This is a genomic window from Paenibacillus glycanilyticus (assembly GCF_023715145.1).
Taxonomy (GTDB): domain Bacteria; phylum Bacillota; class Bacilli; order Paenibacillales; family Paenibacillaceae; genus Pristimantibacillus; species Pristimantibacillus glycanilyticus_A.
This window is the reverse complement of sequence record NZ_JAMBNP010000008.1, coordinates 168,621-193,684: the sequence shown is the minus strand read 5'-3', so window position 1 is coordinate 193,684 and position 25,064 is coordinate 168,621. Positions and strand designations below refer to the sequence as shown.

The 25,064-nt window shown below is 50.2% G+C and carries 27 protein-coding genes; 21 read left to right on the top strand and 6 right to left on the bottom strand.

The window, feature by feature from the left end:
• Positions 1 to 122 precede the first annotated feature (122 nt).
• On the top strand, positions 123 to 578 hold the full coding sequence (locus tag M3194_RS21510; RefSeq protein WP_251656133.1) for a GNAT family N-acetyltransferase: 456 nt from the start codon (positions 123 to 125) through the stop codon (positions 576 to 578).
• A gap of 67 nt (positions 579 to 645) precedes the next feature.
• On the opposite strand, the gene M3194_RS21505 is transcribed toward M3194_RS21510, so the two are convergent.
• Positions 646 to 1,524 (bottom strand): LysR family transcriptional regulator, encoded by an 879-nt coding sequence (locus M3194_RS21505; protein ID WP_251656132.1) that lies wholly within the window; start codon positions 1,522 to 1,524, stop codon positions 646 to 648.
• Positions 1,525 to 1,646: 122 nt separating this feature from the next.
• Between M3194_RS21505 and zwf the strand changes: the two genes are divergently transcribed.
• Genes zwf through fsa form a run of 3 tightly spaced genes read left to right on the top strand, consistent with a single transcriptional unit; the run spans position 1,647 to position 5,815 of the window.
• Positions 1,647 to 3,152: a glucose-6-phosphate dehydrogenase gene (gene zwf, locus M3194_RS21500; RefSeq protein WP_251656131.1), complete on the top strand. Its 1,506-nt coding sequence runs from the start codon at positions 1,647 to 1,649 to the stop codon at positions 3,150 to 3,152.
• Positions 3,130 to 5,124: a transketolase gene (tkt, locus tag M3194_RS21495; protein WP_251656130.1), complete on the top strand. Its 1,995-nt coding sequence runs from the start codon at positions 3,130 to 3,132 to the stop codon at positions 5,122 to 5,124. Before zwf ends, tkt begins: the two co-directional genes overlap by 23 nt.
• A gap of 22 nt (positions 5,125 to 5,146) precedes the next feature.
• A complete protein-coding gene (gene fsa, locus M3194_RS21490; protein ID WP_251656129.1) occupies positions 5,147 to 5,815 on the top strand; it encodes a fructose-6-phosphate aldolase in 669 nt (222 codons plus the stop codon).
• A gap of 59 nt (positions 5,816 to 5,874) precedes the next feature.
• Here the strand turns inward: fsa and M3194_RS21485 are convergent, their stop codons facing one another.
• Positions 5,875 to 6,492 carry an NUDIX hydrolase gene (locus M3194_RS21485; RefSeq protein ID WP_251656128.1) on the bottom strand — a complete coding sequence of 206 codons (618 nt, stop codon included), beginning with the start codon at positions 6,490 to 6,492 and terminating at the stop codon, positions 5,875 to 5,877.
• A gap of 109 nt (positions 6,493 to 6,601) precedes the next feature.
• On the opposite strand from M3194_RS21485, the gene M3194_RS21480 reads away from it, so the two are divergent.
• From M3194_RS21480 to rbsB, 8 genes are all read left to right on the top strand, one after another.
• The gene (locus M3194_RS21480) at positions 6,602 to 7,768 is read left to right on the top strand and encodes a chromate transporter (RefSeq protein WP_251656217.1); all 1,167 of its coding nucleotides are present in this window, start codon (positions 6,602 to 6,604) and stop codon (positions 7,766 to 7,768) included.
• Positions 7,769 to 7,872: 104 nt separating this feature from the next.
• Positions 7,873 to 8,115, top strand: coding sequence for a hypothetical protein (locus tag M3194_RS21475; protein WP_251656127.1), 243 nt, complete (start codon positions 7,873 to 7,875; stop codon positions 8,113 to 8,115).
• Positions 8,116 to 8,206: 91 nt separating this feature from the next.
• Positions 8,207 to 9,202: a LacI family DNA-binding transcriptional regulator gene (locus M3194_RS21470; protein WP_251656126.1), complete on the top strand. Its 996-nt coding sequence runs from the start codon at positions 8,207 to 8,209 to the stop codon at positions 9,200 to 9,202.
• On the top strand, positions 9,190 to 10,068 hold the full coding sequence (rbsK, locus tag M3194_RS21465; RefSeq protein ID WP_251656125.1) for a ribokinase: 879 nt from the start codon (positions 9,190 to 9,192) through the stop codon (positions 10,066 to 10,068). The genes M3194_RS21470 and rbsK overlap by 13 nt, the downstream gene beginning before the upstream one ends.
• A 1-nt stretch (position 10,069) precedes the next feature.
• On the top strand, positions 10,070 to 10,468 hold the full coding sequence (rbsD, locus tag M3194_RS21460) for a D-ribose pyranase (protein WP_251656124.1): 399 nt from the start codon (positions 10,070 to 10,072) through the stop codon (positions 10,466 to 10,468).
• 15 nt (positions 10,469 to 10,483) lie between these two features.
• Positions 10,484 to 11,965, top strand: a complete 1,482-nt coding sequence (locus M3194_RS21455) for a sugar ABC transporter ATP-binding protein (RefSeq protein ID WP_251656123.1) — start codon at positions 10,484 to 10,486, stop codon at positions 11,963 to 11,965.
• Position 11,966: 1 nt separating this feature from the next.
• Positions 11,967 to 12,935, top strand: a complete 969-nt coding sequence (gene rbsC, locus M3194_RS21450; protein ID WP_251656122.1) for a ribose ABC transporter permease RbsC — start codon at positions 11,967 to 11,969, stop codon at positions 12,933 to 12,935.
• 14 nt (positions 12,936 to 12,949) lie between these two features.
• Entirely contained in the window at positions 12,950 to 13,867 is a 918-nt protein-coding gene (rbsB, locus tag M3194_RS21445; protein ID WP_251656121.1) for a ribose ABC transporter substrate-binding protein RbsB, read from the top strand.
• A gap of 119 nt (positions 13,868 to 13,986) precedes the next feature.
• Here the strand turns inward: rbsB and M3194_RS21440 are convergent, their stop codons facing one another.
• A complete protein-coding gene (locus M3194_RS21440; protein WP_251656120.1) occupies positions 13,987 to 14,892 on the bottom strand; it encodes an alpha/beta hydrolase in 906 nt (301 codons plus the stop codon).
• Positions 14,893 to 15,093: 201 nt separating this feature from the next.
• Here M3194_RS21440 and M3194_RS21435 point away from each other — a divergent pair, with 201 nt between their 5' ends.
• The 4 genes from M3194_RS21435 (at position 15,094) to M3194_RS21420 (ending at position 19,562) form a co-directional block, all read left to right on the top strand.
• Positions 15,094 to 15,768: a Crp/Fnr family transcriptional regulator gene (locus tag M3194_RS21435; protein ID WP_251656119.1), complete on the top strand. Its 675-nt coding sequence runs from the start codon at positions 15,094 to 15,096 to the stop codon at positions 15,766 to 15,768.
• Between the two features lie 161 nt (positions 15,769 to 15,929).
• Positions 15,930 to 17,345 (top strand): spore germination protein, encoded by a 1,416-nt coding sequence (locus M3194_RS21430; RefSeq protein ID WP_251656118.1) that lies wholly within the window; start codon positions 15,930 to 15,932, stop codon positions 17,343 to 17,345.
• On the top strand, positions 17,323 to 18,480 hold the full coding sequence (locus M3194_RS21425; RefSeq protein WP_251656117.1) for a Ger(x)C family spore germination protein: 1,158 nt from the start codon (positions 17,323 to 17,325) through the stop codon (positions 18,478 to 18,480). The genes M3194_RS21430 and M3194_RS21425 overlap by 23 nt, the downstream gene beginning before the upstream one ends.
• Entirely contained in the window at positions 18,477 to 19,562 is a 1,086-nt protein-coding gene (locus M3194_RS21420; RefSeq protein ID WP_251656116.1) for a GerAB/ArcD/ProY family transporter, read from the top strand. The genes M3194_RS21425 and M3194_RS21420 overlap by 4 nt, the downstream gene beginning before the upstream one ends.
• An 83-nt stretch (positions 19,563 to 19,645) precedes the next feature.
• Here M3194_RS21420 and M3194_RS21415 read toward each other — a convergent pair whose 3' ends face one another.
• From M3194_RS21415 to M3194_RS21405, 3 genes are read right to left on the bottom strand one after another with little or no spacing between them, the layout of a single operon-like run.
• Positions 19,646 to 20,131, bottom strand: coding sequence for a DinB family protein (locus M3194_RS21415; RefSeq protein WP_251656115.1), 486 nt, complete (start codon positions 20,129 to 20,131; stop codon positions 19,646 to 19,648).
• A gap of 16 nt (positions 20,132 to 20,147) precedes the next feature.
• Positions 20,148 to 20,444, bottom strand: coding sequence for a putative quinol monooxygenase (locus tag M3194_RS21410; RefSeq protein WP_251656114.1), 297 nt, complete (start codon positions 20,442 to 20,444; stop codon positions 20,148 to 20,150).
• Positions 20,445 to 20,457: 13 nt separating this feature from the next.
• A complete protein-coding gene (locus M3194_RS21405; protein WP_251656113.1) occupies positions 20,458 to 21,120 on the bottom strand; it encodes a type 1 glutamine amidotransferase domain-containing protein in 663 nt (220 codons plus the stop codon).
• A gap of 370 nt (positions 21,121 to 21,490) precedes the next feature.
• On the opposite strand from M3194_RS21405, the gene M3194_RS21400 reads away from it, so the two are divergent.
• The 5 genes from M3194_RS21400 to M3194_RS21380 all read left to right on the top strand — a co-directional run bounded on the left by M3194_RS21400 (position 21,491) and on the right by M3194_RS21380 (position 25,055).
• The gene (locus tag M3194_RS21400) at positions 21,491 to 22,369 is read left to right on the top strand and encodes an amino acid ABC transporter substrate-binding protein (RefSeq protein WP_251656112.1); all 879 of its coding nucleotides are present in this window, start codon (positions 21,491 to 21,493) and stop codon (positions 22,367 to 22,369) included.
• A 19-nt stretch (positions 22,370 to 22,388) separates the two neighbouring features.
• Positions 22,389 to 23,060, top strand: a complete 672-nt coding sequence (locus tag M3194_RS21395) for an amino acid ABC transporter permease (protein WP_251656111.1) — start codon at positions 22,389 to 22,391, stop codon at positions 23,058 to 23,060.
• Between the two features lie 72 nt (positions 23,061 to 23,132).
• On the top strand, positions 23,133 to 23,888 hold the full coding sequence (locus M3194_RS21390; RefSeq protein WP_251656110.1) for an amino acid ABC transporter ATP-binding protein: 756 nt from the start codon (positions 23,133 to 23,135) through the stop codon (positions 23,886 to 23,888).
• Positions 23,889 to 24,134: 246 nt separating this feature from the next.
• Complete coding sequence (locus M3194_RS21385; RefSeq protein WP_251656109.1) at positions 24,135 to 24,584, top strand: DUF1572 family protein; 450 nt, start codon at positions 24,135 to 24,137, stop codon at positions 24,582 to 24,584.
• 147 nt (positions 24,585 to 24,731) lie between these two features.
• Positions 24,732 to 25,055, top strand: coding sequence for an NIPSNAP family protein (locus M3194_RS21380; protein ID WP_251656108.1), 324 nt, complete (start codon positions 24,732 to 24,734; stop codon positions 25,053 to 25,055).
• Positions 25,056 to 25,064: the final 9 nt, after the last annotated feature.

Here is a 25,064-nt window from a genome sequence, read left to right as displayed (position 1 = left end):
GTTTGGTAAAATGCAGGAGGTTAGGCTTGGCCGAGGCGCTGGACGAGAACGGGAAGGTTATTGCGACCTAGGGATATTGAATTTAGATATTGAAATTTAGGAAAGGTGGCTCAACATTACACATGATGGAATATAAAAGAGTACCCGCGGATCATGCGGATTTTCGCGAACTAATTAAGCTGCTGGACAAAGATTTATGGAGCAGATACCCGGATACGCAGCAGTTTTTTGACGTACATAATCAGGTGAGTCTCGATGCTCGGGCAGTTGTTGCTTATCTTGACGGCAAGCCGGCGGGTTGCGGCTGCTATAAGGACAAAAGAGATGAACAGACCGTCGAAATCAAGCGGATGTTCGTAAGGGAAGAAGCAAGAGGGAGGGGCATCGCCCAGTCGATCGTCAAGGAGCTAGAGAAGTGGGCACTGGAAGAAGGAAAAGAACAGGCTCTTCTGGAAACGGGGACGAATCAGCCTGAAGCGATCTCCTTGTATAAGAAATTGGGGTTTGCGCGGATTGCGAATTATGAGCCGTATATCGGCAGCGATGAAAGTGTATGCATGGGTAAGGAGCTTCGGTAATACGCCGCTATAAAGCAACGAATAAGAGCCAAGAACACAACCGTTCTTGGCTCTTGTCTATTCATAATTATCGGAACTGCTCGATAAACCGCTTGGCGGCGCTGGAGAGCGGCATGTTCCGCATGTTCATCATGCCGATGTGGGATGGAGGAAGCGGGATGTCGAGCTGAATTTCGAACAACGAACCCTCTTCAAGCTCTTTGGCAACAAACTCCCGCGTTACATAAGAGATGCCAAGTCCCCTGCGCGCAAATTCAATCAGTAAATCTACGCTCCCCACCTCAATTTCCGGCTTGATGATATAGCCATAGCTGTTGAAAATCTCCGTGATGGCCATCCGGGCACGGCTGTTGCGGGAGAACAGAATAATGGGATACTGCAGCAGGGTGCTCAGCGACAACACTCTATGCTTCAGATCATTATATACGGCTCCCGCGACAAAGCAGTCCTGCAGCTGAATGCTTTCCTTGACTTCAAGCTGCGGATCCACGATTGGCATGCGAACGACTCCAAGATCAATTTTCCCTTCTTTCAGAAAGGTAATGACTTCCGGCGTTGTGCCATGATTTAGATGCAGCTTAATTCCGGGATATTTCTTGATGAATTCCTCAAGATAAGGGAGTAGATAATGCTTGAACAAGGAATCGCTTCCCCCGATCCTAAGCTCGCCGTTGTCCAGATTTTTAAGCGCGATCATTTTCTCCTCGGCAGAGTTGATCAGAATCTGGGACTGCTCGATGTAGGAGTACAAAATCGTCCCTTCCTGGGTCAAGGCAACACCCTTGGAATTGCGGTAAAACAGCGTCAGGCCAAAGCTTTCCTCCAATTGCTTGATGGCATGGCTTACGCTTGGCTGAGTGAGGTAAAGCATCTTCGCCGCTTGGGTCAAACTACCCGTTTTGGCTGCCCAATAAAACACTTTGTATAGTTCATAGTTATTAGTCATAGACGTGGTCAATAGCTCCTGTAAAATATATTAATTACTTGTATAGCTCCTAATCGTATTATAGTGGAATTACAGAAAATTAAACAGAAGCTTTCAAAAGTTCTGTTGGAGGGAGAGAAAACATGGAACCCGTAACGTTTGTTCTATTTGGTGCAACAGGCGATTTGGCTAAAAGAAAAATTTACCCAGCCTTATATAATTTATTCGTTGATGGAAAGCTTCCTGAGACTTTTTCTCTGATTGGTCTCGGAAGAAGGGAATGGACAGACGAGTATTTCCAGTCCAGCGTTGAACAATCGCTTCGGCAATTCTCCAGGCGCGAGATTCAAGATCCGGAACTCATGCAATCGTTTATTCATAAATTCGGCTACACGGTGCTTGATATCGGCCGTACGGAAGACTATAAGAAATTGTTGACTCGCATCGAGGCAAGGGAGAATGCGCTTGAGCTTCCGCCTAATCGACTCTTTTATTTATCGGTGGGACCCGAGTACTTCACGACCATTGCCTCGAACATCGAGGAAAGCGGACTTGGCTCTGCGGCAGGCTGGAAGCGGCTTGTGATCGAGAAGCCATTCGGTCATGATTTGCAATCGGCCCGCGATCTGAACGAGCATCTGAGCAAGTCCTTTACCGAAGACGAAATATTCCGAATTGACCATTATCTTGGCAAGCCGATGGTTCAGAACCTGGAAGTTCTGGAGCGCGCAAATCCGATCATTCAAGCTCTGTGGAGCAACCGATATATTGCCAATGTGCAAATTACGGCAAGCGAGACCGTAGGCGTCGAAGAACGCGCGGGTTATTACGATCATGTTGGCGCAGTAAGAGATATGTTCCAGAATCATATGCTTCAAATGCTGATGATGCTGGCTATTCATCTGCCGCATAACAGCAGCGCCGACGATGTAAGGAAGCATAAGAAACAAGTGATGGAGGCCCTCGTTCCGTTATCGAAATCGGAAGTAAGCGCCAATGTCATCCGCGGACAATACGGATCCGGTTCGATGGGAGGCAATCCGGTGCAAGGCTATCGCTCCGAGCCGGGCATTGCCGCTTCCTCCATGAATGACACTTACATCGCGGCGAAGCTTCAAGTGGATGATTATTTCTGGCGCGGAGTACCGTTCTATATCCGGACCGGGAAAAGGCTGCATGAGAAATCAACGCGTATTGTCGTGGAGTTTAAGGAACCCTTGCATCACAACACTCCTATCGGAGGGGCGCCTAATCTCCTTCATATTGACATCAATCCGAATGAAGGCATTATGCTCCAGCTCAATACGAAGGAAAATGGCGAACTGAAGCCGGTTCAAATCCAGCTTCACGAAAGCAGCAAGGATATTCCCGAAGCTTACGAGAACCTGATTTACGATGCGCTTGTCGGCAATCCTACCTTCTTTGCGCATTGGGATGAAGTGGAGCTCGCGTGGCAATGGGTGCAGCCGATTCTGGATGCTTTCCAGGAAAACCTGGTTCCGCTCCACTCGTATGAAGCAGGCTCCAGCGGTCCGGAGGCAGCTGACGCTTTATTGGCGCAAGACGGTTTCCACTGGTGGTTTGATTCGAAGGAAGAACAAGAACAGAAACGGAAGGAAGAAGAGTATGCTTACCAAATTGGACATTGATCAGTTATCCATTAATACGATCCGAACATTATCAATTGATGCAATCAACGCTGCGAACTCCGGTCATCCGGGGCTGCCGATGGGTGCGGCTCCGATGGCATACGCGCTATGGGGCAATCTGTTGTCCCATAATCCGGCGAACGCCAAATGGTTCAACCGCGACCGTTTTGTTTTATCTGCGGGCCATGGTTCCGCATTGCTGTACAGCCTCCTGCACCTGACGGGGTACCAGGTCTCAATTGAAGATCTGAAGCAGTTCCGCAAACTGAACAGCAAGACTCCGGGGCATCCCGAATATGGTCATACTGACGGTGTAGACGCAACAACCGGACCTCTGGGTCAAGGGATTGCGAACGCTGTGGGCATGGCGATGGCTGAAGCGCATTTGGCTGCGAAATACAATCAGGAAGGCTTCCCGGTTGTTGATCATTATACGTACGCGCTTGTGGGTGACGGCTGCCTGATGGAAGGTATTTCCTATGAGGCCATGTCGATGGCCGGCCATATGAAATTGGGCAAATTAATCGTATTGTACGATTCGAACGATATCTCGCTCGACGGCGAATTGAATCTGTCCTTCGGAGAAAATGTGCGCAAGAGAGCCGAATCCGCTCAATGGGAATACTTACGTGTAGAGGATGGTAATGATCTCGCCGCGATTACAGAAGCTATTACTAAAGCGAAGCAAAACGCTTCCCAGCCAACGATCATCGAGATTCGTACAATCATTGGCTTTGGCAGCAAAGCAGCTGGCACAAACAAAGTTCATGGCAATCCGCTCGGTAAAGAAGAAGCAATCGCAACAAAAGCGGTTTATGGCTGGAAGTATGAAGAAGAGTTCACGGTGCCAGAAGAGGTTAAAGCTCATTTTGCCGAGCTGAAGCAGCAAGGTGCCGCCAAAGAAGCGGCATGGAATGAACTTGTCGCTGCATACCACTCGAAATATCCATCGCAAGGCAGTGAATTCGAGCAGGTATTGAACGGTTCCTTGACGCTGAATGCGGAAGACATCCTTACCTTTGATACCTCTAAATCCATCTCGACGCGCGTGGCGAGCGGCGAAGCGATTAACCATTTCGTGAAGATTGATCCTTCGATCTTTGGCGGAAGCGCCGATCTGTCGCATTCGACCATGACGGATATTCGCGGAGAAGCCAAATTTGCGGTTGAATCGTATGCCGGCCGCAATGTTTACTTCGGTGTTCGTGAGCATGCTATGGGTGCAGCCGGCAACGGCATGGCTCTTCATGGCGGCGTAAAACCTTTTGTGAGCACCTTCTTCGTCTTCAGCGACTACCTGCGTCCGTCGATTCGTCTGGCTGCGCTGCAGAAGCTGCCTGTCACTTACGTGTTTACCCATGATTCCATTGCGGTTGGGGAAGATGGACCTACCCATGAACCCATCGAGCAGCTGGCGGCATTGCGCACGATTCCCGGTCTGACGGTCATTCGTCCTTCCGACGCAAACGAGACGGCAAGTGCTTGGGCTTACGCGTTGCAGCAGCAGGAAGGGCCTGTCGCTTTGATTCTGAGCAGACAAAACCTGCCGATCTATGAAGAGACTAAAGCGAACGTGGATGCCGTAGCAAAAGGCGCCTACGTCCTGACGGAGACAAACAGCCAGCCTGACGTCATCCTGATTGGTACAGGCTCCGAGGTATCCCTCGCCGTTAACGCGAAGGCAGAGCTTGAGCAAGATAACATTTCCGTACGCGTCGTGGCTATGCCAAGCCGTGAATTGTTCGACCGTCAGTCCGAAGCGTACAAGCAAAGCGTGCTGCCTGATTCCGTTACGAAGCGGATCACGATTGAAGCGGGCATCTCGCTTGGCTGGGACCGTTACGCCGGCAAGGATGGCAAAGTGTTGTCCATTGATACATTTGGCGCATCTGGCCCTGGTACGGCGGTTATGGAATACTTTGGATTTAGCACGAAAAACGTAGTAAGCTTGGCAAAAGCATTAAACAAATAATATTATTCGGAGGTTGTTCATAATGAAATTATTCATCGATACAGCAAACTTGGAAGATATTAAAAAAGCCTACAAAGTTGGCGTACTATCCGGCGTAACGACAAACCCGTCGCTTGTTGCGAAAGAAGGCGTTAAGTTCGAAGACCGTATTGCCGAAATTCTGCGCGAGGTACCTGAGGTTGAATCCGTATCTGCCGAAGTAACGCCAGATGCTCTGACAGCCGAAGAGATGATTGCGCAAGCGGACGAATTAATCAAAATCAATAACTACGATAAAAATATTACAATCAAGCTGCCAATGACGCTCGCCGGTCTGGAGGCTTGCCGTTACCTGACGAAGAAAGGCGTAAAAACAAACGTTACCCTGATCTTCACGGTTAACCAAGCGCTCCTCGCTGCACGCGCTGGCGCAACTTACGTTTCTCCGTTCCTCGGCCGCCTGGATGATATTTCCGAAGACGGCGTTCAATTGGTCGCTAAGGTAGCTGAACTGTTCCGCGTTCATAAACTGGATGCGCAAATCATCGCAGCATCCGTCCGCCACCCGGATCATGTGACACGCGTAGCCATGGCAGGCGCGCATATCGCAACTGTTCCGTTCTCGGTTATCGAGCAAATCTCGAAGCATCCGTTGACAGACCAAGGCATGGAGAAATTTGCGGCCGACTGGAAAAAGACGACTCAACTGTAATACCCTATATAAAGGAAAAACGCCGATCCATAGGTTCGGCGTTTTTCTTGTATAATCCTTTAATCCAAGATAATTTCTTTATTCGGATTGTGCAGGTACTCAAACATTAATTGGACCTGCCCCAGTGTGTTCCGCTCAACGGAAAGCTCGGGCAGCTCGTCGATTCCGAAGAATCCAACCTCGCTCGTCTCCACGCCGGCTGCAGCCGCGCCTCCTGTAATTTCGCATAAAATGAACATCTTGTAGACATGATAGGGGCTTGGCGGATGAGGATGAAATTTCTTGTCCAGCACAGCGAGCAAGCGGACCGCAGCCGTATCGTAGCCGGCTTCCTCTTTCGTTTCCTTGACGGCAATCTCCTTTGGAGAGTATCCGATATCGCTCCAGCCTCCGGGCATCGCCCATGCTCCGTCTATTTTTTCCCGCACGAGAAGGATCTTATTGCCCTTAAATACAACCGCACGGATATCGGTCTTAGGCGTGGTATACCCGTTGTCGCTTGCAAAGGCGAGGGTGATCTTCTCCTGGCTCACGGACGTATACTCTGCCAGAATCTCGATACTCATCTGCCGCAAGGCTTCATAACGCTCAATATCATATACATCGGTTGCATACGTTAACCCGGTCTGAGCAATAGCCTGCATCTGCTTGGCCCATTCTAACCATTTCAGTTCCATGACGACCATACCTGCTTTCCTAATAAACTTTAAGAGTTTGTAAAATGGATTACCTTGGCACCCTACCCTTTATTATAATAAGGGAAACAACCGGGGAGGGACAATTCATCTGAAGCCTTTATTTGAAGTACTTATCGTATCTTTTAAACTCGGGTGCACATCGTTTGGAGGGCCTACCGCACACCTTGGATATTTCCATCACGAATATGTCGAGCGCCGGCGCTGGATGGATGAGCGAAGCTATGCCGATCTGGTTGCCCTTGCCCAGTTCCTGCCAGGTCCTGCGAGCAGTCAAGTCGGAATTGGCATCGGTCTGCTTCGTGCAGGTTGGCTTGGGGGAGTTGCGGCATGGATTGGTTTCACAATGCCATCGGTTATCTTGCTGGTGTTGTTTGCTTTGCTGATGCAAGGATTTGATGTCGGAGCTTCCGGCTGGATCCATGGCTTGAAAATCGTGGCCGTCGCTATCGTTGCGCAAGCCGTGCTTGGCATGGGTCAGAAGCTTGCTCCTGACCGCAGCCGAGCTACGCTTGCTCTCCTTGCTGCGGCTATTACGATATTGTGGCAGACGGCTGCCAGTCAAATCTTAATCCTTCTGGCGGCAGGAGGAGTCGGATATTTTATGTACAGACAGCCACCTTCCGATGAGAACAGTCCTCTACTTACGGTATCCATCAGCAAGCGAGCAGGTGTGATATGCCTGGCTTTGTTCTTTGTGTTGCTAATTGGCTTGCCGATTATAAGACAGATCATTGGCGGGGAAGGATTATTAGCCATGTTCGAGAGCTTTTACCGTTCGGGTTCGCTGGTATTTGGCGGAGGTCACGTCGTGCTGCCGTTATTGGAACGGGAGGTCGTGCCCACGGGCTGGATGAGCAAGTCGGAATTCTTGGCGGGATATGGCGCGACGCAAGCCGTTCCAGGGCCGTTATTTACAATTGCAGCCTACCTGGGCGCGATGATCAGCGGCGTCAAGGGAGCGCTCGTGGGGACGGCCGCGATCTTTCTCCCTGCGTTTCTTCTCATGGCTGGAGCACTGCCGTTCTGGAATACGCTCAGGCAGAATAAGAAGGTGCAAGGCGCGCTTGTTGGCCTTAATGCAGCAGTTGTAGGCATTTTGCTCGCGGCGCTCTATAATCCGTTATGGCTGACTGCTGTTCAGAAGCCAGAAGATTTTGTGCTTGCTATACTCCTGTTTGGCATGCTTGTTTATTGGAAGCTGCCGCCATGGCTCGTGGTGCTGGCAGGAGCGGCAGGGGGATGGATGTTGTTTTAGAGCTAGATCGCATGCGGAAATAACTCAAAGGGGCGAATGATTTAATCATCCGGAAGCAGGGTATTTCGGTATATATGGATTGATTGGTTAGGAGGCGGATAAGAGTGGATAATCGCGGTCATGTTCTGTGGCTGGGAACGGCCATACTTTTTGGCATCCTTGGGGGAGCAGGTACGATATTGTGCATACTCTGGATAGCCGTAGGCACCTTGTTTTTTGATGATCCAAGCCTAACGTACGGGGGATTTCTTCTGCATGTAGGAAAATATAGTATCGTTCCCATTCTGCTGGTTGTTATAGCAGGCTACTCCGTCTATAGATACTCGCAAGCTAAAAAGAATAAATAGTTGGTTTGGAAAATGGTACATGCTTGCCAAACGGGAAGCGTTGTGCTATTTTAGATGTGTAAACGGTTCCACATTGAGGAGCGAAGACGATATGGCAACCATCAGAGACGTAGCCAAGCATGCAGGCGTATCCGTAGCGACTGTATCCCGAATGATTAACGATACGGGGTATGTGCACGAAGATACGCGAAGGAAAATTGAAACCGCTATCAGGGAACTTCATTATACGCCAAACGAGGTCGCGAGATCTTTGTATAAACGCAAGTCCCGGCTGACCGGCTTGCTCTTGCCGGACATTACCAACCCATTCTTTCCCGAGCTTGCCCGCGGGGTAGAGGATGAGATGCAGCTGCATGACTTGCGGATCATATTCGGCAACAGCGATGAGAACAAAGCGAAGGAGAAGGAATATATCCAGACTTTCGTTCAAAACAACGTGGTTGGCATCATCGCCTCGACGAGCTTTCCGGACAGTGAAATGTACCGAAAGCTGAACATTCCCGTCGTGTTTCTCGACCGGACAGCGGATAATCGCCCATCGGTTTATGCCGACGGTCGGGAAGGCGGAAGAATGGCGGCGCGGGAGATTGCGGACCGCGGCAGCCGCAGGGTGACGGTAATGAGAGGGCCTCGACATATCCGGCCTGCGCAAGACCGCTATGAAGGGGCTGTTGAAGCGCTGGGCGAACGGGGAATCATGTTTAACGTGTTCCAGACGACTTCCTTCTCCTTCACGGAAGCAGAGGCTTGGGCCAAGGAATTATTCGAACGCTATCCGGAGACCGATGGAGTTATTGCGAGCAACGACATTGTTGCGGCGGCCGTGCTTCACGAGGCTCTGCGGCTAGGCAAAAAGGTTCCTAACGACGTACAAATCATCGGTTTTGACGATATTCCGCTCAGTCGATTGCTGACGCCGTCGCTGACAACGATTCGTCAGCCGGCTTATGACATGGGCAAGGCAGCGGCAGGCCTTCTCATTCGACTGATCGAAAGCGATGCCGCAGAACCATCAACCATTCCTATGCCCGTTACGTTTGCGGAGCGGGATACAACCAGAAAGGCGGAGGACAAATGGCAAAAATAATTGTGATCGGAAGCTCGTCGATTGACCTCGTCGTTACGTCGGCGAGCCGTCCGGGAGCAGGCGAAACGGTGCTTGGAGACGACTTCAAGACCTTCCCGGGCGGCAAGGGGGCTAACCAGGCGGTAGCCGCCGCTCGTCTCGGCGCAGAAGTAACGATGATTGGACGCGTCGGAGACGATCGTTACGGCGAAGAGATTTTAAACAATTTTAGAGAGAACGGTGTTTCAGTCGATAATGTGGAACCGGTTACACATTCTTCTAGCGGAACCGCTCATATTGTGCTTGCGGAAGGCGACAATAGTATTGTTGTTGTTCCGGCGGCAAATAATGAGGTAACGCCGGAATATCTTAACCGATGCAAGGATGCGTTCGAAGGAGCGGATATCGTCATGATCCAGCAGGAAATTCCGATGGAAACCGTCGCACATGCCGGCAAGCTGTGCCGTGAGCTTGGGGTGCCGATGCTGCTGAATCCGGCTCCGGCTCGCCAAATTTCGGAAGAGACCATAGCGAATGCGGCGTATTTGACGCCAAACGAGCATGAAGTAAGGGTTCTATTCCCTGACATTAGCGTAACCGAAGCGCTGCGCCGCTATCCGAACAAGTTATTCGTCACCGAGGGCAGCCGAGGGGTGAGGTTCTTCGACGGCGAGCAAGAGGTACTCGTGCCTTCTTATCAGGTTGAAGCTGTCGATACGACAGGCGCGGGGGATACTTTTAACGCAGCATTCGCCGTCGCGATTGCCGAAGGAAAGCCGATCCAAGAAAGCGTTCGGTTCGCGAACCGTGCGGCTTCCTTGTCCGTCACGAAGTTTGGCGCGCAGGGCGGCATGCCGAAGAGGCAGGAAGTGGAGGATTTGATGTGAGATGAAGAAGCAAGGAATATTGAACAGCCATATCGCCAAAGTGCTGGCGGATCTCGGGCATACGGACATGATCGTGATCGCGGACGTTGGTCTGCCCGTGCCTGAAGGCGTGAAGAAGATCGATCTGGCGCTGACGCTTGGCACGCCAAGCTTCGAAGATACCGTAAATGCGATAGCAGCGGACATGGAGGTCGAAAAAGCCATCGTCGCTGAAGAAATAGGATCGGCTAATCGGGAAGCGCTTGATTATATAGAACGTAAATTTCAAGGCCTCGAGATTGGGCAATGCCCGCACGAGGAATTCAAACGGCTGACGCGAGAAGCCAAAGCCATCATTCGCACGGGCGAGAACAAGCCTTACGCGAATGTGATTTTACAGGCAGGCGTTTATTTCGGGTAACGAGGAGGAGCCATAATGCGCATTGAGATGAAGGGCATTCATAAAGCTTTTGGCGGCAACCAGGTGCTGTCCGGCGTCGATTTCGACCTGGCGGCCGGCGAGGTTCATGCCCTGATGGGGGAGAACGGAGCCGGCAAGTCCACCTTGATGAATATTTTGACGGGCATGCATGCCAGAGACGAAGGGACGATTCTGATCGACGGCAAGGAGACCTACTTCGCGAATCCCAAGCAAGCGGAGCGTCACGGAATAGCCTTTATCCATCAGGAGCTCCATGTGTGGCCGGAAATGACGGTACTGGAGAATATGTTTATCGGCCGGGAGCTCTCAAGCGGATGGGGGCTGTTGAAGGGTAATAAAATGAGCGCGCTTGCCGAAGAGCAGTTCCGCCGGTTATCCGTCGATATACCGCTGAACGCGCTTGCCGGTTCTTGCTCGGTTGGACAGCAGCAAATGATCGAGATTGCCAAGGCTTTGCTGGCGGATACGAAGGTAATTATCATGGACGAGCCGACCTCGGCGCTGACCGAAAGAGAAATCAGGAAGCTGTTCGAGGTGATGGAAGCGCTCAAGAAGGAAGGCGTCTCCATCGTCTATATTTCGCACCGGATGGAAGAGATCTTCGAGATTTGCGACAGGATAACCGTCATGCGGGATGGCCGAACCGTCGATACGAAGGAAATTCCGCAGACAAGCTTCGACGAGGTCGTCAGGAAAATGGTCGGGAGGGAGCTGACCGAGCGTTATCCGGCAAGAACTCCGAATCCCGGCGAAGTCGTTCTGGAAGTGAAGCATGCCACTCGAAAAGGTCTGTTCGAAGACATCAGCTTCCAGGTTCGTGCCGGCGAGATCGTAGGCTTCTCCGGCCTGATGGGAGCGGGACGCACGGAGATGATGAGAGCCTTGTTCGGTCTTGATCCGCTGGATGACGGCGAGGTTCATGTCTTCGGCAAGAAGGTCTCGATCCGAAAGCCGGTTGATGCGGTCAAGCTTGGAATTGGCTTTATAACCGAGGACAGAAAGGATGAAGGGCTGATTCTCGATTTTTCCGTCCGCGAGAATATGGTGCTTCCAAGCCTCGATAGCTTCGCGTCCAAGGGACTGCTTTCTTCCAGCCGGGAGAAGACGTTCGTCGACGCCTTGATCAAAAGGCTGCAGATCAAGACGCATTCGGCCGAAACGGCCGCGGGCAAGCTGTCGGGCGGCAACCAGCAGAAGGTTGTTATCGCCAAGTGGGTCGGCATTGGACCGCGAGTTCTCATTCTTGACGAACCGACCCGCGGGGTGGACGTTGGCGCCAAGCGCGAGATCTACCAGCTGATGAACGAACTGACGTCGCATGGCGTCGCCATCATTATGGTGTCATCGGAGCTGCCGGAGGTACTCGGCATGAGCGACCGCATTGTGGTCGTGCACGAGGGCCGCATTGCGGGAGAACGGAGCAGGGAAGAAGCAACGCAGGAAAACATTATGACGCTGGCTACAGGGGGACTGTAACATGACGACTAGAAATGATGCAAGAACGGCGGGAGGCTTCTCGCTTTCTCAAATTACGCAAAAATTAGGGCCTTTGCTCGGACTGATTCTTCTGATCGTGATCGTATCGATCATGAATCCGAGTTTCTTGGAACCGCTTAATATATTGAATCTGCTGCGGCAGGTATCGATAAACGCGCTAATCGCGTTCGGAATGACCTTCGTCATTCTCACGGGCGGCATCGATTTGTCGGTCGGTTCCATTCTTGCGCTATCCAGTGCCTTCGTCGCCAATATGATGGTATCCGGATTTGATCCCATTATCGCCATTCTTATAGGCTGTTTGGTGGGCGGAGTAATGGGGATGGTGAACGGGCTCTTGATCACGAAAGGGAACATGGCTCCGTTCATTGCTACCTTGGCAACGATGACGATATTCAGAGGCTTAACCCTCGTATATACGGATGGCAATCCGATAACGGGCCTAGGCGACAACCTTGCATTCCAGCTGTTTGGCCGCGGTTATCTGCTTGGCATACCGGTACCTGCCATCACGATGATCATTACCTTCGCGGTATTGTGGATCATCCTGCACAAGACGGCCTTCGGGCGCAGAACGTATGCGATTGGCGGCAATGAAAAGGCGACAATCGTATCCGGCATCAAGGTACCGCGCGTTAAGATCATGATTTATTCGCTGGCGGGCATGCTCTCCGCGTTGGCGGGCGCGATTCTGACCTCCCGCTTGAACTCGGCACAACCGACAGCCGGCACCTCCTACGAGCTTGACGCGATTGCCGCGGTTGTTTTGGGCGGAACCAGCTTGTCCGGCGGCCGCGGCCGCATCGTCGGCACGCTGATCGGCGCACTTATTATCGGTACGCTCAATAACGGGCTGAACTTGCTTGGCGTATCCTCATTCTACCAATTGGTCGTGAAAGGGATCGTTATTTTGATCGCCGTGCTTATTGACCGGAAGAAATCCGCATAAGGAGTGATGGACACATGAAAAAAATGTATTTGCTGCTAACGGCGCTTCTCCTCATCTTGACCACCGGATGCTCGATGGAGCCTCCTAACTGGGCTAAGCCCAAAACAGGCGGGGATTTGAAAGACATGAAGATCGGTCTCTCCATCTCCACCTTAAACAATCCTTTCTTCGTTTCGCTGAAGGATGGGGTTGTGGCCGAAGCTAAGAAACATGGCATTGAAACGCTTGTAGTCGACGCCCAGAACGATTCTGCCAAACAGAGCAACGACGTTGACGATTTGATGCAAAAAGGCGTTACTGTCCTGCTCATCAATCCGACGGATTCAGCGGCTATCTCGACCGTCGTTCAGTCGGCGAATGATCTTGGCATACCGGTAATTACGCTGGACCGCTCCGCCGACAGCGGGGATGTCGAAGCGCTTGTCGCTTCGGATAACGTGAAGGGCGGCCGGATGGCTGCAGAGTATATCGAGAAGCTGCTGGGCAAAGGCGCGAAGGTGATCGAGCTTGAAGGCGTTGCCGGCGCATCAGCCACCCGCGAGCGCGGCAAAGGTTTCCATGAAGTAGCGGATACCAACTTGAAAGTAGTCGCAAAGCAGACGGCAGATTTCGATCGCACGAAGGGACTTAACGTGATGGAGAACCTGCTCCAAGCGAATCCGGACGTGCAGGCGGTATTTGCCCATAATGACGAAATGGCGCTTGGCGCCATCGAAGCGATCCGGAGCTCCGGCAAGAATATCCCCGTTATCGGCTTCGACGGCAATGAGGATGCGTTGAAGTCCATTCAGGAGGGCAAGCTCACCGCAACCGTCGCGCAGCAGCCGGAATTGATCGGTCAGCTTGCGGTTCAAGCCGCTTACGATGTGCTGCAGGGCAAGACGGTGGAGAAAACGATCCCTGCGCCGCTGAAGCTGGTGACGAAGGAATAAACGGCATTAAGTGTAGGAAAGGCCCAGCTGCTTTAATGAAGCAGCTGGGCCTTGTTGCATATGAAAATATGGATCTCCAAAAGCATTAAGGTTTCCTTGGTCTTCAACACCAATCAAGATCACAAGGTAGTCTCATTCCAATGTTCTGACTCTGAAAATGGGAAGTGATGAATCGGATACGGATCAATCTCGCTGCTGTCTTCATTGAAATCAGCGAAACGCAATTGCTCTTGAAACCATTGCAGAACATAATTGGCGACCTCGGTGTAACCAGTCTCGGCAATGATCCAGTGGGACCGTCCAGAGAATTCAACATATTGTGTTATCGCTCCTGATTGTTGATCATAGAGCTCGTAATTTTTCTTAACCATCGCTGCCGGCACGATATGATCTTTTTCTCCTGCAATAATAAGAAGCGGCCCCCGATTGCCGTTTTTATAATTAACAGTGAGCGGACTGTCTGGGTTGAAGCCGGCTAATGCGCTTTGGAAAAAGATTTTGGTTGTTTCGGGAACCGAGTAACGATACGCTTCCTTTTGTTCCTGCAGGGGAAGGGTGTTTACAAAAGCATATTGGAATTGCGCAAAGGTTAACGCCGCGGTTTTTTTCCATGGCTTGCAGAGGATCGATGCTACCGACTTGGAAGCCGTTTTGTAAGCTCCGGCATTAATGCCTTTGGATGCAGCCGGGTCGATTGCTATACCGGCTGCGCCTAACCCGCGATCCATGAGAATCTGCGCGATCAGACCGCCAAATGAGTGTCCGATCAGGATAGGTTTGTCCGGTATTGCCCGTATTAGCTGGACATGGTGATCCACGATCTGCGCCAAGCCAAGCTTTCCAAGGTTTGCTGAAGGGCTGCTCCTGAGTTCATCCATACTGCGGTCATGGTATGGCCAGGCAGGCGCTATTGTCTCATATCCCCGATTTATAAAAAAATTCCTCATTGGCGTCCAGCAAGCCGGTGTCATAAAAGCACCATGTATAAACATAATAACGGGTTTCTTGGATGGTTTGGCGTTCATGTATGCACCTCCTAATAATTATAGCTTTTGCTATACGTGATCAATTCATAAACGAAAAATTTAGCACCCGGATAGGCCTTGCTCAATCTGTGAATGACTAACGAAAATACAAATGCATGCCAGGGAAATGTGACTATGTCACGGAATTAGCTACAGCCTTTATGGCAGTATTTTACGATAGAAATAAAGGAGCTGAAACGATTGATTCAATCTGAACATTTATCGCTTATCCTTTCCTTATTTCCCAGCATGGCAGAAATCACTGAGGAGGATTGGAATCAAGAAGGCATTAATGTACTTCAAATGGAGCCCAATTATATTATTGAAGAGGGACAATTTCTCGAATATGTCTTTATGATTCTGGAAGGCACCGTTAGAATGTATAAAATCAGTGCCAGCGGCAGGGAAATCACGTTGTACAGAATCCATGACGGAGAATGTTGTCCTCTCATGACTTCAAGTATATTGGGAGGATCCGAATATGAAGCTTCGGCTTGCGTAGAGACGGCCGGATTGGTGCTGATCATACCCGCGAAGATATTCCAGGATTGGATGGACCGTTATTCGACATTCCGACAGTATATTTTCAAATCGTTAGCCAAACGGATTATCCTATTGTCCAGCTTGCTCGACAGCATTCACTTTAAATCCATTCGCGGACGGGTAGCGGAATTTCTTGTCCAGCTGGCTGACCAAAGCGGCAACCCGGACAGTCTGCATATTACCCATGACAGCATGTCGGTGGAGCTCGGAACGGCGCGCGAGGTGGTGAGCAGAACGTTAAAGGGACTTGAGAAGGAAGCCATTATTCAGCTGTCCCGCGGGAAAATTACGATTATTAATCGGAGCGCGCTCGAAGATTATATGGAATTGTAAGCCACCCGAAAGGGCCTTTTCGGGCCCTTTCGGGTGGTTTTTTTATAAATGGATGTTATTGACATGGATGCCGCCACGATCGCCTGGAAAGGATATGCACAACTGCAATCATTTTCGCCGTGGTTTCATGATGATTGGTTTGAATAAAGGTGGTTTGTAAAATGGAGACAAGCATACCGATAGAAGTGGACGAAAGCGTCAAGCTCAATCATGATGCTTTGCTCCAAATTTTTCAGAATTGCGCGGATATCGTGTTTCGTCCCTTAAAGCTGAATGATCATCTCGAAATTCTGCTCGTATATATTGAAGAGCTGACGGACTCGAGCAAATTGGAACAAATTATTTCGGCATGCATGATTAGCCGCGATAGTACCCGGCTGACGCAGTATGACAGCGTGACTCACTTCGCAGCAGTTGTGGCAAAAGTTTTGAAGGGCTGTACGGCTATTTTCATAGACGGGAAGCCTTGTGCTTACCTGGCAGATCTAACGTCTTTCAACCAACGCGCGATTAACGAGCCTTCAAATGAAGCAGCGATCCGAGGACCGCGTGAAGGGTTTACGGAAGATTTAAAAACGAATTTAAGCATGATCCGGCGAAAAATTAGTCATCCTAATCTTAAGATCGAAAAGCATCAAGCAGGAGAACTGACCAATACGGAATTTGTTCTTGCTTATATTGAAGATAGAGTCAAGCCGGAATTGCTTCAAGAGGTTAAGAAAAGGATTCACGCGATTAAAACGAATCAATTGATGGATTCCAGTTACATAGAAGAGCTCATCGAGGACAAGACGTTGTCCCTCTTTCCTCAAATCCAGAATACGGAACGCCCGGACACGGTTTCCGCGAGTTTATTGGCAGGCAGGGTAGCTATTATTGTCGATGGGTCGCCCAACGCTTTATTGCTTCCAATGAGCTTTTGGGCAGGCCTTCAAGCGGCTGAGGATCATTATGAACGGTTTATTTACGTCTCGGCCATTCGGGTATTGCGATTGCTGCTGGCCGTTTTGTCTTGCTTGCTTCCTTCCATCTATGTCGCTCTTACGTCATTCCATCCGCAGATGATTCCGCTTAATTTGATGCTGAGCATATCGGCGTCCAGAGAGGGGATTCCGTTCCCGACCGTTGTTGAAACGCTGCTGATGGAGTTGATGTTCGAAGGGCTGCGGGAAGCCGGTCTTCGTTTGCCCAGAGCCATTGGCTCGGCAGTGAGCATCGTAGGGGCATTGGTTATTGGGGAGGCAGCCGTTCAAGCCGGATTTATCTCCGCTCCAATCGTCATGATCGTTGCGGGAACCGGAATTGCGTCATTCGCTTTTCCTAGCTACAGCGTGGCGCTGCCGTTCCGGCTTCTGCGTTTTCCGCTACTGATTTTAGGCGGTTTTCTTGGCCTGTACGGAGTTGCAATCGGGGTGATGTTTATCATGATTCACCTTGTGACGCTCAAGTCATTTGGCATGCCGTATTTAAAGCCGGTAGCACCCATCGGGAAAAACATCTGGAAGGATACGATCGTGCGAATGAATAAACGATTCGTAACGGAGCCCCAAAAAAATGAAGAAAATAAGCTCAATTAGCTGGTTGATCGTCTTGATGCTCGTCTCCGGCTGCTGGGACCGGAACGAAATTAATGATTACGCATTCTGGATTGGCACTGCTCTGGATTTGTCGGAGGATGGAAACCTTGAGAAAAGCGCGCAAATCGCAGTACCCGCCGGGTTCAAGAGCACCGGGAGGGGAGGAAGCGATCAGAGGGGGAATATCGTCGTAACCGCTAGCGGTTCCAGCGTCGTGGATTTAGAGCAGCAGGTACAAGACAAGCTCCCGCGCAGAATTTTTCTTGGACACCGTAGAGCGATTTTTATTGGCGAGAGTCTGGCGCGAAAAGGGATCGTCAGCATTATGGATCAATTTACGCGCAATACGGATACCCGGCTGCGTACTGATATCTTTGTCGTGAATAACGGAAAAGGAAGGGATGTCCTCGAGGTCAATAGTCCGTTCAATAAATTCTCTTCGATCGTGGCTGTTGACCAGGACCGGTTCTGCCGTTTAGGCGACACTGCCTTGCGAGATGTCTTGTTAGATATAGGGAGGGACGGTATTCGGCCTTCCATGCCCATGGTTGAAATAACCGCAAGGAATAAACAAGAAAAAAACCAAATTATTGAGGTCAAATCCGTTGCAATCTTTAATCAATATCTTCAGATGGTCGGAAAAGTGACCGGCAGAGAATCCTTGGAATTGTTCTGGATGAAAGGCGTGCTGAAGGATCAATTCATCACGGAGGAAACGGAGAGCGGCAACATTGCGCTATACGAATCGAACCTGAAAAAATCGATACATACTGAAATTAACGGAGATCGAATAAAAGCGCATGTGAAATTAGAGGGTATCGGAAGGGTGATCGAAAACAATACGGACATCGATATTTCCGACACCCCCCAGCGCGTTGCGTTAGAGCGAACGCTGGATACGATGAAAGCAAAGCAAATTGAAGCCACCGTTAAGAAATTGCAAGGACAGTACGGACAAGACGTGTTCGGGATTGGGGAAGAAATTCACAGAGAGCACCCGTACCAATGGAAAAAGCTTCGGAAAAACTGGGATCAATTATTTCCGTCCGTCGAGGTTACCGTTACCGTTAAATTGAAAATCGAGAACATGGGGGGGATTGGCAAGCGCATCCCTGGAATAGGAGCAAAAGAATGAAAATATCGCCGTGGCAGTTATTTTGGATGTTCACCACGTTGGAAATTTCAATGAGCATATGGCTGACCGTATCCCCAACGATAGAAATTGCAAAACAAGATGCCTGGATTTCGCTGGCTGTAGCCGGTGTCATCGGCTTACTCGTGACGTCGATCTTGGTCTTGGTCAGTCAGCGGCATTCTTCGCATACGCTAGTGGAGTTTACGCAAAGGCTGTTCGGAAAATGGGGCGGAAAGCTGATAGGTACGTTGTATATCCTGGTGTGGTTTTCGGTATCGGCTGATATCCTGCGGATATTCTCCTTATTCATCAGGCAGTATCTTTTTCATGAGACGCCACTCTGGATAATCTCGGTTCTTATGGTCGCTGCCATGGTCTATATCAACTACGCGGGGAGCGTGGAGGCCATAGCCCGTTTCAGCGAAATGGCCGGTCCCTTGCTTCTGGCGGGCATCCTTATAACGTTTTGCTTGAATTTAACCAATCTGCACCCGTCCCTTCTTTTTCCCGTATTCGCGGATTCGGGAGTTATGCCGATATTGAAGGGTTCATTGGTAAATGCTTCCTTTCTTGGAGAGTCCATGATGATTATGATGTTAACGCCTTTTATTTCAAATTCGAAAAAGATGCTTAAGCCGGTCTTGCTCGCTATTTGCGTTCCGTCCTTAATCGCTGTGGCCATAGCGTTAATGGTTATAGCGACATTCGGAACGAATATGGGATCAGCTTTGTTTTTCCCCTATTTCAGCATGGTACGATTCATTAACTATTTGGAATTCGTGCAAAATATGGACGTCTGGATTATGTTTATCTGGATATTCAGCGTATTTGTCAAGTTGGCCATTTATTTGTTCATCAATAGCTACGGAACAGCTCAATTGTTAGGGATCAAGAACTGGAAGATCATGATCGGATTTGCTGCGGTTCTCATATTCTCTAAATCGCTGCTGCCCGCGAATGTTTTCGGGATGCTCGACTACGCAAAGATATGGGTGACTTACATCTTCCCGATTTTTATCGTAGCTCTGCCGATTGTTTTTTTGCTCGTCAGCTTAATTAGAAAGCCAATGACTCCGGCATAAGCAAGCAAACCTTGAAGCAAGCTAAAACATCCCAAAGAGTGACCTTGGAAGAAAGGCCGCTCTTTGGGATTGCAAGTTGTTATTTATTTAACGCTTAAGTCAACATAGAACGGCGGATTGGTCACGCCAAGCTGGCGGGCATAGATGAACAGCTGGCCTTTGTGATGGGCCTCGTGGGCAACCAGGCGATGGAACATTTCTTCGACCGGCTCCGTGACATTAACTCCGTTGATATTAATAGTAGCCACTTTTTGAAGCTCGGTATCGTTATAAGAGGCCAGCTTTTGCTCCGTTACCTCCGTCAGCTTCTTGATAAGCTCGCGTGCTTCCGCAAGGGTTGACGGAACGGGCGGAATGTTCATATCGCGCTTTTCAATTTGGGCGAAAAAGAACTCGGGCGTCCAAGCCAGATGATGGATAAGCTCCAGCGTAGTCCAGCCGCCGTCCCATGGACGCCAATTGCCGCTTGTGTCGGGCAGTTGAGCCACGAGTTCAATGAGGCTGTTGTGATGCATTTTCCAGCCTTTCATGATTTTTTGGTTTAGGGAAGTCGTAAGTTGAGTTGTCATTATAAGTTCCTCCTAGTTATTGAATCGCTAATGGATTTACTCTGTACACTTCTCTTTGCTCTAGCCATGCTTCCGCCGATTGGCGATAATTTTTATAATGAGACGAAGCCAAATGATCTTGAAGCGCAGCTTCATCCTTCCATGTCTCGTAAAATACGAACTCATTAGGATCTTCCGGATTTTCATGCAGAACATAACTTAAGCAGCCTTCTTCTGCGCGTGACGGGGGAACGACTGCGAGCAGAAGCTCGCGAAGCTGTTGTTCGAACCCTTTGCGAGCTTTCAGGATAGCAACGATGGCAATAGTGCTCATGTGAACCTCCTTATTAACCTTCCAGCATTTCGATGAGTGCCTTAGCCGCGCTTTCAGCCGATTGCGGATTCTGGCCGGTAATGAGATTGCCGTCTACTTGAACGTTATCTGTCCAGTTAGGCGCGGCTATTACACTTGCTCCCAGCTCTCTGAACCGTGATTCCAAAAGGAACGGCATATATTTGGCAAGCCCCGTTTCGCTTTCTTCCTCATCCGTAAATACAGCTACTTTCTTGCCGCTGATCAGGGATGAGCCGTCAGACAGCTTGACTTCAACGAGGCCCGCGGGACCATGGCAGACCGCAACTACCGGTTTTCCGGCTTCGTACAACGTTGAAATCATAGATTGAAGCAGCTTGTTGCCTGGCAGGTCGAACATCGTTCCGTGGCCGCCTGGAAGGAAGATGGCATCATAGTCAGCGATATCTTTGACTTGTTCAAGCTTTACCGTAATTTCGGTGAGCGGGATCAAGTCCAGCATGTCTTGGGACGTGCCTTCCAAGCTCCGATGATCGATTGGCGCTTTACCGCCTAGTGGGCTTGCAATCGTAATTTTATAATTTTTGTTGCGGAATGCGGCATAAGGTTCGCCGAATTCTGACAGCCACATGCCCGTCCGTTCGTCTTCGCTCAATTTCTCCGCGTTCGTGAGCACCATAAGAATTTTTTTTGTCATGGGAATACCTCCAGAATCATTCTGTTATTAAAAACCTGCTAAGGCTAATATGTCATAGTAAACTCGGTCCGAACAAGGACACTTGGTTTTCTTTGCTTTCTTGGTCATGGCGTCAATTGCGAATTTATAATAACCACATGTGCTTTGCTTTAACCTCCGTTCACATGGTTTGGCTTGGCTATGTGCTAACTTTATCATTCCTTCGCCTATCCTTGTACTTCCTCTATGTTTGAGGGCAATAACGAAACGTTATGAAGAACGAAGAAATGATGGAGTCTGATTTCTGAGGAGGCACCGGTTGTTTGAAACTTGCGGGATAAACGAAGGGAAAAGCCGGCATACTATCCTCGAATAAAAGGAGGGATTTGCCATGCAAACCTGGCAGCGAGGCATTGGCGTTATGATGCTGTCCGCGGCGATTCTGCTCGCGGGAACGGCATGCGGCGCAAAAAATAATGATAACGGAACCAATACGAATGCCGGAAGTAACGCGGGCTCCGGCACGGGCAATTCGACAAGCGGCGGCAATGCGGGCTCCGCAGCCGACGATTTGCTGACGGCGGTCAAATCAGCCGGCGAGATTACGATCGGCACGGAGGGAACTTACGCGCCGTTCACCTTCCATGATAAGAGCGGCAAGCTGACGGGATTTGACGTGGAAATCGCGGAGGAGGTCGCCAAGAGGATCGGAGTCAAAGCGAAGTTCGTGGAGACCAAGTGGGATGGCATGCTCGCCGGATTGGACGCCAAGCGCTTCGATATGGTCGCGAACGAAGTCACGATCCGGGACGACCGGAAGGAGAAGTACGATTTCTCGGAGCCTTATATTCTTTCGAAGGCCGTTCTGATCGTGAAGCAGAACAATACCACCATTAAGAGTCTGGCGGATCTGAAAGGCAAGAAATCCGGTCAGTCGCTCACCAGCGATCTCGGCGATATCGCGAAAGCAAACGGCGCCGAGCTCGTCTCCGTCGACGGCTTCAACCAGGCGATTGATCTGCTCACTTCCGGCCGGATCGACGCGACCATCAACGACAAGCTGTCTTTTCTCGATTTGAAGAAAGCACGTCCCGACGTTCCGATCAAGGTGGTGGCGGAGACGGACAATGTATCGCAAAGCGGCATGCTTTTCCGCAAAGGGAACACGGGGCTTGTCGACGCCGTGAATAAGGCGCTTGAGGATATGAAGGCCGACGGCAGGTACCTGGAGATTTCCAAAACCTATTTCGGCGAGGATGTCTCGAAGTAAAAAAGGGCGGGTTGGCATCATGAACGAACAAACGAATCTGGATATTTTCACTGATTCATTCCTGCCTCTCTTGCAAGCGGGGATTGCGTTTACCGTGCCGCTCACGTTGATTTCGTTTGCGCTGGGGCTGGTACTGGCAATGCTGACGGCGCTCGCGCGGCTGTCCGAATTCTCACCGCTTGCCTGGGTGGCGGGGTTTTACGTTTGGATTATCCGAGGAACGCCTCTGCTTGTCCAGCTGTTTATAATCTTTTACGGGCTGCCGAGTCTCGGCATTCTGATTGACGCGTTTCCGGCGGCAGTCATCGGCTTCACGCTCAGCGTTGGCGCTTACGGTTCAGAGATCATCCGCGCGGCAATCGTCTCTATCCCCAAAGGGCAGTGGGAAGCGGCGTATTCGCTGGGGGAGACGAGGCTGCAGGCGCTGCGCCGCATTATTCTGCCGCAGGCAGCGCGCGTCTCGGTGCCGCCGCTGTCGAATTCGTTCATATCTTTGGTGAAGGATACGTCTCTGGCGGCAACCGTGACGGTGACGGAGCTGTTTCAGAAAGGTCAGCAAATTACGGCGGCCGTCTACGAGCCGCTCTTGATTTATTGCGAGGTCGCGCTTATCTATTTGATCTTCTGCACGGTGCTGGCGGTGCTGCAGCGGCAGCTGGAACGGTATTTCGATCGTTATTCCACCGTTTAATTTGGAGGAGCGGCATTCGAAAGGCCCTCATGCTCCGATTCCTAAACGAAATAGAAAGGAGGTTTCGTCCGCATGATCGAAGTCCGCGAGTTAACCAAATCATTCGGCGGCACGTCCGTTCTTCGCGGCATTGATTTGACATTGGAGCAAGGCCAGGTGCTAGTCGTAATCGGACCTTCGGGCTCGGGGAAATCAACGCTGCTGCGTTGTTTGAATGTGCTGGAGGTGCCTACCTCGGGTACGGTCGTGATCGGGAAGGCACGGCTGGAGTTCCGCGCGGACGCGAAGCCGCGGAAGGCGGACGTGCTTGCGCTGCGCCGCCAGTCGGGCATGGTCTTTCAGGCGTATCATTTGTTTCCGCATTTCACCGCTCTGCAGAACGTGATGGAGGGGCAAATAACGGTGCGGCGCACGCCAAAGACAGAAGCACGGGCGAAGGCGCTTCAGCTGCTCGCGAAGGTCGGATTGGCCGACCGTGCAGACGCGTACCCGCATCAACTCTCCGGCGGCCAGCAGCAACGGGTCGGCATCGCGCGGGCGATGTCGATTGACCCGGAGCTGCTGCTGTTCGACGAGCCGACGTCGGCTCTCGATCCCGAGCTCGTGCGCGAGGTGCTGAAGGTCATCCGAGAGCTGGCGGAGGAGGGACGGACGATGATGATTGTCACTCACGAGATGAAGTTCGCCCGCGAAGTCGCGGACCGCATCATCCTGCTAGACGGCGGCGTCATTGTGGAAGAAGGGCCTCCGGAGCAGATCTTCGGACAGCCCCGGGAGGAGCGAACCAGGCAGTTCCTCTCGCTGTTGTTGGAACAAGGCTCCGTGTAAGATTACATATGAAAAGCATGCAAAGACGTACAGAAGTCGCATACTATGCGGCTTTTTTTGCTGTCATCAAAGTCGCGTCAATCGCTCATGGGATAGGTATCTGAAATTGCGATGATTAATATCGCGAATTTGTATTATGCATGATAGCAAACTCGTTGTATGATTCATTTGTGACCGAAATTAAAACAGACCAGTCGTTCATGATTTCACGCCATAAATGATATAGGATGGAATGAGGTGATTTCGATGGATTTCAATGCGGTATTTCAGGACAGGTTTGATGCCATTGAGAGAAGGATCTCTTTGGTACTGAATCAGTTGGACGAGGATCAAGTTAATTGGCGGCCCAACGCGTCAAGTAACAGCATATCTAATTTAATTATTCATCTTTATGGTTACGTCAATGAGCGTATAGGCATGGGAATTAATAATAAGCCATTTTCCAGAGATCGCGATCAGGAATTTGAAGCGCAATTTACGACAATGCCTGAATTACTTGAAGCAGTTAACACGCTATTTGAAGAGCTAAGATCGGCTTTATCGAATGGAAATCGCGAGCAAACGAATTTAGAAATTTATATACAGTGTGCCGCACATCTTTCGGAACACATGGGACAGATGTTATATATCGCAAAGATAATTAAAGACGAAAAATACGTAACGACATCCGTGCCAAAAAAGAAACCAAATGATTGAGAACGAGTAATATCCGCTTTATTTTAAAATTAATAAGAAGGCGGATTTTTTTCTCTCTATTACCTACCTTTTAATAGATAGTTAAATCAAACAGCTGACGTATGACATGCCGTTTCAAAGACGAAACTTCTTTAAGGAGGTGAGCAAATGTTATATGAGTTGAGAGTATACGATGTTAACCCGGGCAAAATGGATGCCATTTTAGAACGTTTTGATAAACATGTCGTTGCCTTGTTCGAGAAGCATGGGATGACGATCAAGCATTTTTGGGTGGACGCGGATGACGCAAACAATCGCCTATTCTATGTCGTTGAGCATCCCGACATGGAAGCGCGCAATGAGAACTACGAACGATTCCGCGCCGATCCCGAGTGGATCGAGGTGAGGCGGCTTTCGGAGGTGAATGGTCCTCTGATTCAGAAACAGGAAAGCATCTTCATGCATAACGCAGCCTTTTTCAAAAACAACTAACCACTATCG